Annotated in this window: 15 protein-coding genes and 1 pseudogene; 7 read left to right on the top strand and 9 right to left on the bottom strand. The window is 41.8% G+C overall.

The window, feature by feature from the left end:
- Window positions 1–346: pseudogene (gene tnpA, locus I6N95_RS20250) on the bottom strand (IS200/IS605 family transposase); the annotation flags it as partial.
- A gap of 191 nt (window positions 347–537) precedes the next feature.
- Between tnpA and I6N95_RS20255 the strand changes: the two are divergent.
- Both I6N95_RS20255 and I6N95_RS20260 read left to right on the top strand, forming a co-directional pair.
- On the top strand, window positions 538–1,608 hold the full coding sequence (locus I6N95_RS20255) for a YibE/F family protein (protein ID WP_209531175.1): 1,071 nt from the start codon (window positions 538–540) through the stop codon (window positions 1,606–1,608).
- A 1-nt stretch (window position 1,609) separates the two neighbouring features.
- Window positions 1,610–2,359, top strand: a complete 750-nt coding sequence (locus I6N95_RS20260) for a YibE/F family protein (protein ID WP_209531176.1) — start codon at window positions 1,610–1,612, stop codon at window positions 2,357–2,359.
- A 56-nt stretch (window positions 2,360–2,415) separates the two neighbouring features.
- On the opposite strand, the gene I6N95_RS20265 is transcribed toward I6N95_RS20260, so the two are convergent.
- Window positions 2,416–3,888: an AcpB/EbpR/MafR family transcriptional regulator gene (locus I6N95_RS20265; RefSeq protein ID WP_209531177.1), complete on the bottom strand. Its 1,473-nt coding sequence runs from the start codon at window positions 3,886–3,888 to the stop codon at window positions 2,416–2,418.
- A gap of 220 nt (window positions 3,889–4,108) precedes the next feature.
- Between I6N95_RS20265 and I6N95_RS20270 the strand changes: the two genes are divergently transcribed.
- A complete protein-coding gene (locus I6N95_RS20270) occupies window positions 4,109–4,378 on the top strand; it encodes a DUF3892 domain-containing protein (protein ID WP_209531178.1) in 270 nt (89 codons plus the stop codon).
- A 33-nt stretch (window positions 4,379–4,411) separates the two neighbouring features.
- Here the strand turns inward: I6N95_RS20270 and I6N95_RS20275 are convergent, their stop codons facing one another.
- Together I6N95_RS20275 and I6N95_RS20280 are read right to left on the bottom strand one after the other, a co-directional pair.
- Window positions 4,412–5,323, bottom strand: a complete 912-nt coding sequence (locus I6N95_RS20275; RefSeq protein WP_209531179.1) for a sce7725 family protein — start codon at window positions 5,321–5,323, stop codon at window positions 4,412–4,414.
- Between the two features lie 10 nt (window positions 5,324–5,333).
- On the bottom strand, window positions 5,334–6,020 hold the full coding sequence (locus tag I6N95_RS20280) for a hypothetical protein (RefSeq protein WP_209531180.1): 687 nt from the start codon (window positions 6,018–6,020) through the stop codon (window positions 5,334–5,336).
- Between the two features lie 243 nt (window positions 6,021–6,263).
- On the opposite strand from I6N95_RS20280, the gene I6N95_RS20285 reads away from it, so the two are divergent.
- Window positions 6,264–6,713: a VOC family protein gene (locus I6N95_RS20285; protein ID WP_209531181.1), complete on the top strand. Its 450-nt coding sequence runs from the start codon at window positions 6,264–6,266 to the stop codon at window positions 6,711–6,713.
- A gap of 649 nt (window positions 6,714–7,362) precedes the next feature.
- On the opposite strand, the gene I6N95_RS20290 is transcribed toward I6N95_RS20285, so the two are convergent.
- From I6N95_RS20290 to I6N95_RS20310, 5 genes are all read right to left on the bottom strand, one after another.
- Complete coding sequence (locus tag I6N95_RS20290; protein ID WP_430727553.1) at window positions 7,363–8,037, bottom strand: O-methyltransferase; 675 nt, start codon at window positions 8,035–8,037, stop codon at window positions 7,363–7,365.
- Between the two features lie 102 nt (window positions 8,038–8,139).
- A complete protein-coding gene (locus I6N95_RS20295) occupies window positions 8,140–8,829 on the bottom strand; it encodes a hydrolase (protein ID WP_209531183.1) in 690 nt (229 codons plus the stop codon).
- A 57-nt stretch (window positions 8,830–8,886) separates the two neighbouring features.
- Window positions 8,887–10,575, bottom strand: a complete 1,689-nt coding sequence (locus tag I6N95_RS20300) for a vWA domain-containing protein (RefSeq protein ID WP_245249764.1) — start codon at window positions 10,573–10,575, stop codon at window positions 8,887–8,889.
- A 21-nt stretch (window positions 10,576–10,596) separates the two neighbouring features.
- Window positions 10,597–11,283 carry a hypothetical protein gene (locus I6N95_RS20305; RefSeq protein ID WP_209531184.1) on the bottom strand — a complete coding sequence of 229 codons (687 nt, stop codon included), beginning with the start codon at window positions 11,281–11,283 and terminating at the stop codon, window positions 10,597–10,599.
- Between the two features lie 10 nt (window positions 11,284–11,293).
- Window positions 11,294–12,400: a toxic anion resistance protein gene (locus I6N95_RS20310; protein ID WP_209531185.1), complete on the bottom strand. Its 1,107-nt coding sequence runs from the start codon at window positions 12,398–12,400 to the stop codon at window positions 11,294–11,296.
- Between the two features lie 622 nt (window positions 12,401–13,022).
- On the opposite strand from I6N95_RS20310, the gene I6N95_RS20315 reads away from it, so the two are divergent.
- The 3 genes from I6N95_RS20315 (at window position 13,023) to I6N95_RS20325 (ending at window position 16,020) form a co-directional block, all read left to right on the top strand.
- Window positions 13,023–14,066, top strand: a complete 1,044-nt coding sequence (locus tag I6N95_RS20315) for a LacI family DNA-binding transcriptional regulator (RefSeq protein ID WP_209531186.1) — start codon at window positions 13,023–13,025, stop codon at window positions 14,064–14,066.
- A gap of 192 nt (window positions 14,067–14,258) precedes the next feature.
- On the top strand, window positions 14,259–15,551 hold the full coding sequence (locus I6N95_RS20320) for a PTS sugar transporter subunit IIC (protein WP_209531187.1): 1,293 nt from the start codon (window positions 14,259–14,261) through the stop codon (window positions 15,549–15,551).
- Between the two features lie 22 nt (window positions 15,552–15,573).
- Window positions 15,574–16,020: a DUF3284 domain-containing protein gene (locus tag I6N95_RS20325; protein ID WP_209531188.1), complete on the top strand. Its 447-nt coding sequence runs from the start codon at window positions 15,574–15,576 to the stop codon at window positions 16,018–16,020.
- Window positions 16,021–16,039: the final 19 nt, after the last annotated feature.

Genomic DNA, 16,039 nt, shown 5'->3' on the forward strand with positions numbered 1-16,039 from the left:
TAACTGTCGCGACAAAGTAGCTAGGATTCCAAAGATGACCACCCCACAGACGCTTTTTAAGTTCGGGATACTCTTTCAACAAGAATCGTGCAGACACGCCTTTAAATGCTTTCATTATATTAGAAATATAATGTAGCGGTTTGCATTCAATAAGTAAGTGAATATGGTCTCTATCTGACTCCATTTCAATGATTTAACTATCATTATCCAACGCAATCTGGTTTAATAATTTTTTAACATATGTCTCAATGTCTCCGTGCAAAATATGATGTCTATATGTCACACACCAAACTAAATGATACTGTATAGAATAGACATACCCACGACCATGATGTACTTCTGACATAAAAAAAAACTCCTTGGAAATAGTTTAACATATGTCATCGTTAAATTCCAAAAAGATTTTAATAGATATGATATCGGCTGTTCAACATAGCTAAAACTATGCCACAACTGAAGCCGATTCATCTACACGACTAAAGTCGCGAGTGTTCTCGGCTATTGCATAAAAAGGATCGTTACTGAATAGGAGCATACATGAAAGTAAATCTAACTAAAAATCAAGTGACGATTATCCTAGCCTTTTTTTGGATAGTCTTTAGTCTGCTGTTCACTCAATACAATAGCAGACTGTATGATCAAACGGTGGTAAAGCTGCTTTCCGTTGATCGGACAGACATCAGCGATCCGTCAGAAGAAGGCCGTCAAGATCTAACGGGTCAAATACAAAATGGCCCGCGAAAAGGAGAGATTATCACCTTGGACGCTCCGCTGAGTTTTTCTCAAGGGGTGGCACCGACGTATCAAAAAGGCAGTCAATTATTTGTGGATCTGTCAGGCAAGACCGTGACAATTATCTCAGTTAAACGGGATCGTTATGTGTTGCTGTTATTAGGGCTGTTTATCTTGCTCGTCTGGTGGGTTGGAAGCAAACAAGGGGTCTTTTCGCTAATCAGTGTTGGCCTAAATATTGGGATGTTGTTGTTGGCTGTGGCCCTCTATGTGACCTGGCCTCGGTTACCCTTAATTGCCATCATGTTTGTAACAGGGATCATCACAACGGCTCTGTCGTTGATTCTCAGCACGGGCTGGCATAAAAAAACGGTGGCAACGATTATTGCAACACTTACGGCCTCGACCATTGCGTGGTTAATCGGTTGGCTAGTGATGACGGTCTGCCATGATCAAGGGTTGCGTTATGAAGACATGCAGTTTTTGACTCGGCCTTATCGCCAAATTTTTATTGCTAGTTTGTTTTTGGGGACATTAGGGGCGGCGATGGATATTGCCATGACCGTCGTGTCCACGGTCATGGAATTGCTTGAGAAAAATCCCTCAATTAGTTCCAAAGAATTGATCAGAGCTGGCCAAAGTGTGGGTAAAAATGTCATGGGGTCCATGACGAGTGTTCTCTTATTTGCTTATTTAAGTGGAGGGATTCCTTTCATCATTCTCTATTTGAAAAATGGTTGGGCTTTTGCTCCGTCTGTGGAAATGACCTTGTCGCTGGAAGTTGCTCGTGCTTTGGTTGGAGGGATTGGGATTGTTCTAACGATTCCTTTAAGTGTGGTGGTCGTTGCCATCATGTACCGAAAGGGAGGGGCTTAAGGTGAATGTTTTAGTTGTTTTAGGGACTATTTTACTGATGTTGATGTTAGTGGTAGGAGGGGAAACTGGCTTTTTTTCTTTTTTGGGGATGTGTTTAAATGTGCTCGTCTTTTTAGGCATGTGCTATTTTCTTAATCAGCAAGGAAATGTGTATCTGATTGCCTTCATTAGCTGTATACTGATTGCTTGTCTCAATTTTTTCTTTGTAAATGGTTGGAATCAGCGCACTCAAAGTGCCTTTATCGCCACGATTATCGTCATGGTACTAGTGTGCCTGATCGTGCCGGTAATCGTCAATAAAGCTTATATTCAAGGGTTTGCCGCTGAAGAAACCGAGGAGCTTGGGCATTTTTCGATGTTGATTGACGTTGATTTTAGTCAGTTGTCCTTAGCCTTGATTTTAGTCGGGATGATGGGGGCGGTGACCGATTCTGCTTTAGCCGTCGCTTCTGCGATGACGGAAGTCAAAGAGCGTCATCCAGTGATGTCTCAAAAAGAATTATTGAACTCTGGTTTGCGCATGGGAAAGGATATTCTAGGTACGACGATTAATACGTTGTTATTTGCTTTTTTTGGCAGTCAATTAGCATTGGTTATCTGGTTTAAAGATCTCCACTACAGCTTTGCTCAACTGATCAATTCCCAACTGTTAGTGGCGGAGTTGCTGACGATGTTATTAACAGGGATCTTTGCTGTGCTGATTTTACCTTTCACTGCTTGGATCTGTTCTAAGAGATACACTGGCAAGTGAGGTTGTAAAAGAGTTGTCCCCTTCCATCAACCAATCTCGTGATGGAAGGGACAAACTTAGGGCTGGGGGAGAGGTTGCTTGAGTTCATAGGTCCGCAGCGCGGTTTCAATCCGTTCAAAATCGCCGCAAGTCGGATAGCTATTGATCCAAATACTGGATTTAGGTGGCGTGAAGAAGAAGGAAGCGTCGCTGATTAAGATGTCAAAGTCGCAGTCCTCTAATCCTTGTTGACTAAAGGTGATGCCGTGATAAATCTCCGTTTGTATCCGATTACCATATCGGCGGCTCAGTTGGGTATCAATTAGTTGGGCATGGCCCTGATTTCTTGAGCTGAGAATCAATAGGCGGATCGGCTGTTGGGCTAAGGCGATTAATTCGTTCCAGCAGGTGAACAGACAGTATAGCAAATCGTTCATCAATCCCGGGGTAAACTTCGGTAAAAATTCTTTTAAAAAAGCCCGTAAGGCATTTTGAGTCGTAAAAAAAAGTGCCGGGTGATTGTCGGCCACCGATATCATAAAGGCTTTTTTGGCGTTATAGAGAATAAAACTTGGTCCTGAGGCGAAATGGTATGTCAGGTGGCACACAGTCAATAAATGTTTGCTGATTTTTTCACTATTGGCGGGAAAATCCAGTTTAAGGCTTTGGGCTAGCTGTTGAATAAAGGTCATTATCTTAGGATAGAGCGTGTTAGTATCCAATAATTGCTGGTCGATCATCAACAAACCAAAGACATCGACGACCGTCTCAACCGACATTGCCAGTGCTTGTTCGTTTAGGGTAGCTAAGGCAGGTTCACAGTAGGCGACTAGCCGCTGCTGAATAGTGACCTCTTGCTTGTTTCGGTAACCTTGTTGATGGCGCGTGAAGTGAACCGCTGTGCGGATTCTAATTTGCTGGAAAGAGGCCACATCCAACTCTTCAAGAATCGGCTGAAAGAGCTGCTGAAGCAAGCTGTTAAATGCCCGCTCATCAAAAGGAAAGGGCCACTCGCTAAGAGAATAAGACTCGAGGAAATAGTTGCTGTAAAAATAGCGAATCTGAGCTTCATTTCCCGTCATTTTGCATGGGTTAGGTTTTAGTTCAATCGCAAAATAGGCTAATGCTTGGTTGATCTTGGTAATTAGTCGATAGACTGTCGGAACGCTAAAGAATAATTTTTCAGCTAGCTGAGCAACCGTGAGAGTTTCATCAAAGAAAACCAGCTCTAATAACTGGAAAGCTGGCGTTGTTTTGAGCACAAATTGATAAAAAAAGTCTAAACCGAGTCCAGCTGGGAAGATAAAATGAATCCCATGATGGGAGGTGACGATTTCTAAAGGCGCCTCTGCTAAATAAGTTTGATATTCAGGCAATTCTTTGTAGTTTTGGAAAAGGCTATTATACATCGTGATATCTTTTAACAGCACACTTTCCGAACACTTCAATTCTTTAGTTAGCGTCTTGGTAGTTTGCCAACCAGGCTGGGCGTAAAGCAGTTCAATCATTTTTAGGCGTCGGCGAGTGTCGTTATCAAGTAAGCGTTCCATCTAACCAGTCCTTTTCAATAATTAGTTATTTAATAGTTACTTCCATGATAAAACGAAAGCGCCTTAAAAGCAATCGGTCAGTGGAAAAACGAGTTTAAAAGGATTGTTAAGTGAAAATTATCAAAAAAACTAGGAGATGCTAGTTTTTTTGATAAAATCACCCGATTTAAATGTGTTATATTATTTCTCGATAAAAGGATCTGAGAAAGTTGGGAAAGAGATGTTTGAAAGAATCACAGCTATTCGGGTAAGACGTTCAAAACAGCCGGTTGTCGATGATATTTTTGAAATTAGATTGGCAAATGAGGAGGTCCAATCCACTAATTACGTGATCCAATCTTTGGAATTAGGAGTGGTCTATTATTTTTACAATCAAAGTGGTTCAGTGATTAAAGTAATTGCCCGTCACCCAATCTATAAAAATCCGTACATTTGTTCAGAAGAGAATGACGGTGTTTCAGATGAATTATTGGTGCTGCCGCGGTTTTGATATAAAGGGAACGTTAATTAGTTAAAAGATGGGTTAGAGCGTCTTAGGGAGCACTTGTTGAAAGTAGCGACTGACAAGTTCCAAATGGTGCATCAACGATAATTTTTTTATAACGCCTAAGCCTGGAAATTTTTGATTTTGTTGATACAACAAAAGTTCAGATAACCCGTAGGTCAGGACGAGTTGATCTTGATATTTTTGATACCAGCGAGCAAGTTTGTTGGCGGCTTCTAAAAACTTGCCGCCAGGGTTGGTGTAGTCTTGATTGTTATCCGAGGTAAAGTGTTTAATTCGTAAGTTTTGATAGGCATCAAAATAAAGGATGTGCAAGGCGACTGCTTTGGCAGGAAAGCCTTTTTCCTCATACGTGGCGCCGTTGATGCTGTAATCAGAAAACCCCTGAAAGCCATCTTCCAGATAAAAGAGGTGATCATCTGAAAAAAATTCATCTTCTTCATATAAGTAGTCTTCCACATTTTTCAGAACCGTTAAAGGATCGTGGAGTGATATGGCCTGAGAAAGAGGGGCCATACGGGGATCTTGAATGGAAATATGAGAGATCTCGTAATCTGAGGTCAGGGATTGAAATTGTGATAAATTAGCGGTATAGCGATTGGTAATCAACAGATTGTGTCTGCCAGAAATTAAAGAGCCAGTAAACAACTGATTGGTAATAAACGCAGGTAGGATCGTCGGTGCAAGTTTTAGCTCGTCAATATCATGGAGCTTGTCCTGACTTCTATCAAATTCGCCAACTTCAGGGTTGGCAATTATTGCCAGCGGCTGTTCATGTTTAATGAAGCTAGTGATGGTCCGTTTGAGAGCGGCTGAATCTTTAATTGGCTCGATTAAAGGGATCACTGAAGGGTGGAGCAACTGGCGCTCGGTCAGTTCCTTGAGTGCCAGTAGATCGAATTGTTTGCTTCTAATGTATGGGAAATACATGATGTCACTCCTATTCCAGAGCCTCTGTCCGTCGACGATGGCTCTTTTGCTGTAGCCCTTGTGTCACTTTTAAGAGGGCCAGTTCGGTCCGTAAATCGGTCACGGTTTGCTGTTCTAATTCTGCTAAAAATTTTTGATAAAAGCGCCCATCAACGGCCGCTAAGTCACTGGCTTCCCGTTTCTTAAGTTCTTGAAATAATTGTTCAGAAGAATACAACGCCAATCCCTTTTCGACCATTTTGGCTTTCCGAACCTCCCGAGCTTGAGAGGCCATAAAACGTTGGGTCAAAAGGCCGTTATCAACTTCTAAAGCTTGTCTGCGGGCGCTTTTTACAATGGTTAACATGCCTGGACTTAATAATTCTTGGGGAACAACACCGTCGAAAGGTCGATAAATCATGATGCCGATCCCTTCAGGAATCTCCTCTTTAATTTGGTCATAAAGGGCTAAGGGGAGTAGAAAGTAATTGTAGTGACCGATAAATGACAGCTTGGCTTTAGATCGGAAATCGGCTTTTGAGACTTTGATCTCGTAACAGCGCCACTCCAATTCCCCAGTAGGCAAAAAGCGACAGCTTAGAGTGTCCACAATCCCTTGGTCATCTGGCATGGTGACTTCTTCGACCACCACATCCCCTTGTTCTAAACAATAATAGTACAGTGCTTCTTCCATATCCATCGTTAATTGAGTTTTCATCCGTTCACCTCAGTTTTGATACTTCTATTATAGAACATATATTCGCATCTGTGAAGAGGGGGATTTGGTTGCTCAGCTCGTCAGGGACATTTTTATTTAGTGATTTGAAGTGTTATTTCTTTACATAACACTTGCTATTTAGATACAATCAAGCTGTGAAAAACGGTAGCTTTATTCTTTGAGAGTTTGTTATTTTTCTGATGCTGCGGCAATTAAATTGAAAAAGAGAAAGAGGGTAACCTTATGTCAGTCATCGCTTACTTAAATTTTGTTGGTAATACTGGAGAAGTCATTGATTTTTACGAAGAGGCACTTGAGGCAACAGAGATTAAACGGTTTTTCTTTAAAGATTTTCCACAAGATCCTAATTACCCAATTCCAGCGGAAGAGTTGGCATTAATCATGAATGCCTCAATGAAGTTTGCTGGTGGGATCATTATGTTATCAGATGTTTTGCCTTCTATGAAAGAGATGGCGGATAATTTTATTGCAGGTAATAATGTGACCTTAAGTGTGGTGTTAAAAGATAAGGATCAGATCAAGAGCTATTTTGATCGCTTATCAGTAGGCGGTACGGTGACCATGCCATTGGCGGAAACCCCTTGGTCAGAAAGTTATGGCATGTTAGTCGATAAATTTGGCATTGGCTGGCAATTTAACTGCACATCAGATGAATACTACTACACGAATTAATTGGTTTCATGAAAGCTAGTAAGTCAGTGGTGACCTAGTTTTTATCCATCACGCACAAGGCCATGCTTGATGGAGGCTTATGGCAAAATCGAGAATAATACTAATAAAGACAGAGACGGAATTCCGTCTCTGTCTTTATTACTTTATAGGAAAGTATAAAACTTTCTCTATATCGTAGTTTGGATCCAGCTTTACGAGGCACCACTACGCTTCGCTTCGATCTCAACAAATTCTAAGCGCTAAAGCACTAAGCTTTGAAGGACGAAGTAAGACAAAATTATTTTAGTGACAAAGGCCTCTATGCTTAATGCTTTAGCATTTAGCGATAGCGGACACTTCGTTCTCAACAAGCTCTAAGTGCTGCCGTTGTTCTAGCATTTTAATGCGTAGAAACAAGGGACAACGAAGTAAAGCACTAAGATTTGAAGGTCGAAGCGTAGCGTAGTAGCATCACTTAAATATTTTGCTATTTTTCTTTCAGGGCTGACTTCGATGTCCCTTGCTTCTAATTGCTGCCGTTATTCTTACGAATTTATTCGTTAGAGTTAAGGGACACTTCGTTCTCATCAAATGCTAAGTGCTAAAGCACTAAGCTTTGAAGGACGAAGTAAAGCAATAAGAGCAACGGCAACGCCTCGTTCAGCTTTTCTTAGTGATGAGGGGTTGAATTGACTAAACTGATCGTAAAGCCATCGTATCCTTTGAGGCCAACTGTTTCAAGAGCTGTCGAGTCGAGATGGGGAGAGGTGCTTAAATCATGGATAAAGCTTCTGACACCTTGGACCCGTCCGTCAGGACTGTCTTCATTTAGCACCTCACCATGACGGACCACATTATCGCCAATGATAATCGTGCCAACTTTAGCTAACTGGAGGCTGAGTTCAAGATAAAGTGAGTTGTTTTCTTTATCAGCATCAATAAAAATTAAGTCAAAGGGTTCCGTATGGCGGTCAATTAAGTGCTGCAGCGTATCGGCTGCTGCCCCTTCGATTAGCTCAATTTTATGGGCTAGCGGATTGTTTTTGAAATGATCTCTGGCCACGCGAGCATGCTGGGCAGAATATTCCAAGGTGACAATCTTCCCATGAATAGGCAATGCGCTGGCAAACCACAAGGTACTATAACCGCCCAGTGTGCCGATTTCCAACACGCGCTCAGCTTTGGCTATTTTCGTTAAGAGGGCTAGAAATTTTCCTTGAGAGGGAGAAACATCGTGTGCTGGCAAGCCTTCTTTTAAGTTGTCGGCCAGCAGTTCTTTTAAGCTCGGGTCTTCCTTAACTAATTGATCGGTAAAGTAGCGATCAACGTCTTGATAATTGGTCAAATCCATCAGCTCCTTTGTTTCTAGTATAACGCTAGATCAGGGACAAGAGAAGTCAGGTGCTTATGGAGTGGTGTCTCAAGCGCTTGTTAATCGCCAAGCACTCTAATGATCGTCTGGCGCTTGTTCTCGATAATGGTCCATTTTTTCTTGAAAGATCGTTTCGGTTTTGCCGTAAGTTGTGTAAGTGATCGCATTGGCGCCAGCTTCAATGGTTTCCCTAATTTGCTCATCGGTTTTACCACCAGAGGCAATAATCGGAAATTCAGGGTACTGTTGTCTGATCCAAGCGACTAGTTTAGCGGTGTCTTTGCCACCTGCTACATTAAAAATATCGACACCAGCGGCCATTAATTTTTTAAGATCGCGCTTGTCATTAACGACGGTATAAATAATCGGCACGTCAACGGCTTCGTTAACAACAGAGATTGTCGTCAGGTCACTTGGGCCATTTAAGACGACGCCATAGGCCCCGTGCTCTTCAGCGAAGGTTCCAAGTCTTGAAGAGCGGTTGCCTGAAGTTAAGCCGCCGCCAATTCCAGCTAAAATCGGCACTTGGGCTACTTGGGAGATCGCCGATAAAATCCGCGTGTTAGGAGTCCAAGGGTATACCGCAAGGACGGCATCGGCATCATTATTGGCAATAACGGCCACATCCATCGTGTAGATAATACTTTTAATGCGCTTCCCGTAAATGCTAATGCCGCTGGCTTCGCGAATAACTTTTGGCATTTCGATAATGCTTTGTCTTAGTTCTGATGAAAGTTCTGGCATGTATTTGTGATTTTTTTCCATGATAACTCCTTAAGGGTAAAAAGTCAGACTAGAAGGGCTAATTCTAGTCTGCTAGGATTATAATTCGGCATTAAATAATTGTTTAAGTTGGTAGACCACATCATCACTATCGGCGTTAATGGTGGCACTTTCGTTAATGTTAGATAGTTTCCGCAATTCTTCTAATTGGGCGTTATAACCAATGGTATTAACTGAAACCCCTAAGGCTTTAATGATCGGGGCAACTTTTTCAAATTTATAGCCTTGATTGGTTTCGCCGTCTGATAAGACGAAAATGACTGGACGAGCATCAGGGGTTGTTTCCAATTGGTCTTGAATCATTTTTAAGGCGACTAATGTGCCGTCGTAAGTAGCGGTTCCACCATCAGCTGCTAAACTTTTAACAGCACCGGTAAAGTAGCTGCGCTGTTTAGCTGTCATGCGATCAATGGGCAATTCGATGGTTACGTCAGAGCTGTAAGAAACAAGGCCGACATAAGCGTCGTCGCCGATATATTTTCCGCTGTTTAAAAGGGATTGTCTTAAGGAATTAATCGGTGATCCATCCATCGAGCCAGAAACGTCGGCCACAAATACGGCAATAATTGGTTTCCCGCCATTTTTATTTTCTTTCCATAATTTTTGAATCGCCGTGACAGTTGTGCCATCGATGTCCTTCAGGTCAATCGAGTAATCGTCTAGTTGATTAAAGCCGTAAGAAGAGGCTTTTTCTTGATTGGCTTGCTCGGCAATAAACTTAGTAAACTCACTAACGACTTGTTTCTTTTCATCATTAGCGGAATTCATGGTGTACATCGGTGAATCTTGTCGCATTCCCAGCGGCACGTATTTGTATTGTTTAAATTCAGGGGTGTTGATATAGGTCTGATAACTGATGGACATGATGTCAACAGAGCCATTTTTAGCGACTTCTCTTAGCTGTAGCGTATTGTAAAGGGTTGACGGTAATTCCTTTTGGAAGGCCTGCAAAGAAGCCACGGCTTGGTCACTTAAAGGATTGTCGCTATCGAAATGGGTCATCAACTGGGTTAATAAACTTAAGCCTGTTGAGGAGGTGTAAGGATTTGTGTATCCCAACAACAGCTCGTCTTCTGTGACAGACTTGACTAAGGCGTCAATGTTGACTTCTTTGTATTTTTTTTCAATCTCTTGATAGGTGCTTTCTTTCATCAATAAGCCACCAGTGTTGCCGATGGTCCGTTCGGCTACGGTGGTAATTCCCACCCCACTTGATTCCAACATCTTTCCCCACAATTGATTGGAAGGGGTATAAGCATCAGGAATATAGTTCCCAGTATTGATGTAGTCTAAACCAGTTCCAGAAGCCATTGAGCGAACGGAGACAGAGATCGTCTTGCCGTCAATCTTATTATTTTTACTATTAAAGGCTTCAGCCAATTCGTTAAACAGCCCATCCTTGCCACTGCCGGCTTTTTCAGGACTGACAAAAATTTCTGCGTTGATTTGATTGGTCCCTTCTACGGACAAAGGATAAGTTTTATCAATAGGTGGCAGTTCAGCTTTGTCGTCAATTGAACTGCTGTCGATATCTCGCTTCAGCTCGGCTGTATCTGGGTCAATTTTTTTAGTGTAGCTGTTTAGTTCGGATTTTGCATCGGCTTTTGACAGAGTTTTAATGTTATCTGAACTGTTTTCAATTTTACTTTCACCAGAAGAACAGCCAGCTAGGCTGATCGTCAGCAACATCCCCGTTACCAGTAAGGTTTTTAATTTCCGCTTTTTCATATAAATGCTCCTTTTATTTATCTATTCAATGGTCATGTTTAACGATTGAAGTGCTTTGGTCATGTTGTCTAAATCCGCTTTTGTTGACGGAGATTTAGAGTCTAAGTAATTCACGGTCTCATTTAGGAGGCCTTTAACTTGTTGCAAAATTTGTTGATTGGTCGTCAGGCGCTTGGCGATTTCTTGGCGATCACCTTCAACGGTAATCCGGTTGACAATGCTTTTGGTATTTTGTAAAATTTGCGTTTTCGCTTGGTTCATGGAAAATTTGATTTTATCTAAAATATCATAGTCATTATTGGACTGTAGATCTTGTAAATCGACTAAGTAATCGTTTATTTGTTGAACAATCTGTTTAGCTAGCAAGATGTCTTCCTGATAGATTAACTGCGGGTCATCTAAATTATCCAAGCGGGCTAACAGGTCTCGCTCTTCAAAATGCGGATCGGTTTTTTGAGCGGTTTGTTCCTTTTTGATGGCTGTTTGGGTTTTTCGGCTGTTTGTCAGTTGAAGAAAAATAACAATGACTGCGACAATTGCCACGATCACAAAGCTAACAGTCGATAGCGTCGTTAGCAGTCGGACAGTTTGTGAGCCGTACTGGATGATCGCCTCATCAATATCAGAAAGCACTAGCTTGAGCCCAATGCCTGCCAGCAAGCTGATCAAGCCTACGGCAAGTAACAGCGTTCTCCCTTTTTTTGTCATGGTGTTTTCCTCATTTCGTTACATCGATTAGCGCATTGGCAAGTTCCGTGCGCATTTTCAGTAATTCTTCTTGAGCGTGTTGTCGGTTTGCCGCTCCTTTTTCCCGAATTCCCTGAATGTCTTGGAGAGCCGCGATGGTCTGAGCATTTACTTGTTCCAAGGTGTCAATGTCCACAATGCTCTTCTCGGAAGCCTCAGCCGCTTGGGTGGAGACATGATGGATTTTTTCGGCATTTTTCTTAAACAATTCATTGGTAATATCAGAAACAGCATTATCGGCTTCGATCGCTGACAGGGTATGTTGAGCGGACAAGGCGATGACCATTTGCTGTTTCCACATGGGAATGGTATTGGTCATGGTAGACTGTATTTTATAGGCCATGGCTTTATTGGCGTTTTGAATAACCCTGATTTGGGTAGCCATCTGCTGGCTGATCATCTTGGTCATGTCCAAGTCGTGGACTTTCTTTTCAAATTGAGTCAGCTTGTCAGAAAACTCAGAGAGATTGTTTAAATCTTCTTGATTTTGACTAGCGGCTTTCTGTTGTAATTCTGGTAATGTGGTTCCTTTAAGTTCCCCGATTTTGGTCTGGCCCGCTTCAACGTAAACGGAGAGGTTTTGATAGAAGGTTTTATTGGCCTCGGCCATTTCTTCCAGACTGATAATGTCGTTGGTCATGGTTAAATAGTGACCTTCTAAGTTGTTGACAATCCGCGAAACATTGGCATTAACATCTTCGAAACGAATCATCATCGTATCAATTTTGCTTTTTCCCCGCTTGAACAGTTTGGTTAAAAAGCCGTCATTTTCTTCTGGGTTAAAGCTTTCAAGCTCCACTACCAATTCGTTGATGATCTTGCCGACATCGCCAAGTTCATGACTTTTAACTTTTTCAAGGGCTTGTTCTGAAAACTCAGATAAACGGGACTGCTCTTTTGAGCCGTAGGTCATGACCCCCATGACATCGTTAATGTCAATTTGATCTTTTAAGCCAGTGATGGCTTGAGTTTGAGCTGTTGTTAACGTGATTTTTTCAGGTTGCTGCGTGTTGATATCTAACAGTTCGTCAATTTTTTTTGCTTCGTCAGTTGAAGCACCGAAGGTAAATTCTTCCATAGAGATACACACCTTTCTTTGTGGGATTACAATAATCAATATAGTTGTTTTTGTCGGGATAATGTTGGACTCAGGTTATACGATATAATTTTACCATATTAACGGGTTACTTTAACCAACATTTTTTAAAATAACTGAAAAATTAAGTTAGAAAAGACTGATTTTATCAGGAACGTCATTTTTTTGTTGTCGTTCGTTAAACGGTTGGTCGTTTTGGGAGGGACTTTAAGACACCCTCTCTAAACATCCTGTAAACTATTTCCAATAGTTAGTGCCAGTGGCTTATCTCGAAGTTATATACATCCCGTAAAATAATCGGAACATATAGTTCCATTGGATTATCAACATATGGATTATCAACATAATGACGAGCAGAGAGTGGTGCTTTCAGCTTCTTTTTAGCTGGAAGTTTAACGATTGATCGTCATTATTTAATAGGAGCTATATAGCTATTGACTAGCATTATATCATTCGCCCATAGTTAGGAAATCAGTCCTTAGTCCTGATTTTAAAGGCGGTCATAGTTGCTAGGCCTCTAAGAGGAAGGCTTCCTTCAAAAAGAATCGATTGTGAAACAAGGAAATAGTTGCTAAAATGAAAAAGACATAAGGAGTTGAGAAAAATGACGAGCATTAGAGACATTGCGAAAATGGCGGGCGTCTCAGCGGCGAGTGTGTCGCGGATATTAAACAATGATCAAACCTTTAGCATTAACGAAAACACTCGCCAACGAGTGATTGACGTTGCCAATAAAGCTAATTACTCAACCGATAAAAACCGTCGTGGCGTACGAAGTGTTGGCGATGACTTAACGATTGCATTGATTGTTCGCCACAGTGAGGAGTCGGAGATCAATGACCCCTATTTTCAACATATTCGGTTAGGTATTGAAAAAGAGGCGGCTAAATGGCGTTTACGAGTGGTTAGAGCCTTTCGGATGCACGATGAGGACAAGGACTGGGAACAATTACAAAAATATGGGGCGGTGATCATGATTGGCGACATGACTACCGATGCTTTGGAAAAGATTTATGGGTATAATCAAAAGCTGATCTTAGTTGATAATTATGCGAATCATCCGAAATATGACTGCATTCAAACAGATTTTGATGCGAAAACCCATGAAATTCTGACCGTTCTTCATGAGAATCATCATGAAAATATTGCGTTTATCGGTGGGCTAGGCAGTAAGGTAAATATGGCTGGGCAGTCTGTCAGGTACACAGAAGAGATTAGAGCGGAACATTATCGGGAGTGGATGAAACTCCACAATTTAGAGCGGTTTTCTGCTGTTTATCAAGGCAACTGGTCAACCGAGGATGCTGTTGAGTTAGCTGAACAAATGTTGGCCACCACACCACGTCCGACGGCTGTTGTAGTGGCCAGTGATCCGATGGCAGTCGGGGTGTATAAAGCCATTAGCGATGCTGGTCTAAAGATTCCTGAGGACATCTCCGTCGCCAGTTTTGACGACATTCAAATGGCTAAGTTTATGGTGCCAAGTCTGACGAGTATTTGGATGAACGCTGAAGAGATGGGACGTTTAGCCGTAACCTTGTCAAAAGAACGAATTTTAGGCGAACGCAGTATGCCGATCAGGGTGACCTGCGCCAGCGAGTTGAAAGTGAGAGGCTCTGTTGGCAAGCGCTCTTCACTCAATAATTAGTTATTTTAAACACCGAACAACCATTCAGGGAAGCCGTTTTCTTGAAAGTTGTTTGGTTTTTATTCTGATCGGATCAAAAAAATGAAAAGAAAAGGCTTGCGTAAACATTAACTAAACATTTATACTCATTTTTATGAAGTAGACGTTTACTAAATAAAGCTTTACCAAAAAAAAGACAAGGGAGATTTAACAATGAATTTTGCGGATAAACTTTCGGAAAAAATGGTACCTTTAGCTCAAGTGATCGCCAATAATCGCTATCTTTTGAGCTTGCGAGACGGGTTTATGATGGCTTTTCCAGCCACGATGTTTGCCTCTATTATGATTATTATTCAAAATTTACCAACCACGTTTGGCTTTGCCAAATATTTGCCAGAAGGAGTCAACACCTTTCTAAATGACTTTTTTGGGCCGATTGGCAATGCGACAATGAGTATTTCAGCGGTTTTTATTGTTTTCGGGATCGGTTATCATTTAGCTGCTCATTATAAACAATCACAAATTTTTGCCGGCGCTATTTCGTTATCATCGTTTATTTTATTATTGCCATTTGGTTCGGATGAAACAATGGGAACCTTTATGCCCTTATCCAAGCTTGGGGCTCAGGGAATGTTCGTGGGGATTTTAACCGCGATTATCACCACTGAGATCTACTGTCGGATCGGTCGAGCAGGTTTGACCATCAAGATGCCGGAGTCGGTGCCACCGATGATCGCTGCTTCTTTTACAGCCATTATCCCAGGGGCTGTGCCTTTGTTCTTGTTTAACCTGATTCGCTATCTATTCACCTTTACTTCTTGGGGGAATGCGGTTGACTTTATGTACGAGCTCCTACAAAAACCTTTGATGGGCTTAGGTGGTACTTTGCCAGCTGTGTTGCTAGCGGTCTTCTTTACGCAGTTTTTCTGGTGGTTCGGTATTCATGGGACATTGGTTGTAAACGCTGTAATTGACCCGATTATGGGAGCGTTGGCCATTGAAAATTACGAAGCTTATAAAGCCGGGGCCGAGCAACTGCCTCATATTATCAGTACGACGTTTATGGGTGTGTTTGTCAATCAAGGGATGCAGTTAGGCGTTTCGATTGCCATGGCTTTCTTTATTGCCAAATCGATTCGCATGAAAAAGACCATGAAAACAATTATTGCACCGGCTATTTTTAATGTTTCAGAGCCGATGACCTTTGGTTTGCCGATTGTCTTAAATCCGATTGCGTTTATACCTTGGATCTTAGCACCTTTGGTTTCCACGACGATTTCTTATTTTGCGATTGCCATTGGCTTAGTGCCACGTCCGATTGGTGCGACCGTTGTTTGGACGACACCGATCATTTTATCAGGCTGGATCGGTACGGGATCGATTGCCGGAGCGATCTTGCAAATTGTTACCGTGATTGTCATGACCTTGATTTGGATTCCCTTTTTAATGGCGATGGACCGGGAGTATTATAAAGAAGAATTAGCAGAAACTTCAGCTGAATTATGATGTTACGGAAGGAGCCTTAACAATGGGAGTGGACACGTTAAATTATACATATGTGATGGCGGCCGATCGGGCTAAGGTCTATCAAAGTTTGATGACGGAACAGTACAAATGGTTTAAAGGGCAGCAGGAGAGTCTGACACAGTTAGAAGTAGGGACTCAGATTTCACGATTGTTTCAAACTAAAACGCAAAAAGTTGGGGTTCCTGGTACGGTAACCATTACGCAATTGATCGATCAAGAGCTTTTTCAAATGGAGACAGCTTATGGGGCAGGGACCATCTTACAAACCTATGAATTAACTGAAAAAGCAGAAGGCAAGACGACTGTCAGTTATTCAGAAAAAAACAGTTTTACGGAGCTTCGCCACCAGTACAGTTTTATTTTGGTGGGACTGATCTATAAGCTAACCTATAACAGAGGCATTAAAAAGCGTATGCAGTACATTGAACAATTATCAACGAGTAAGTAAGGACTGAGAGGGTCTGACT

This window comes from Vagococcus allomyrinae (genome assembly GCF_017829975.1).
GTDB classification, from domain to species: domain Bacteria; phylum Bacillota; class Bacilli; order Lactobacillales; family Vagococcaceae; genus Vagococcus_D; species Vagococcus_D allomyrinae.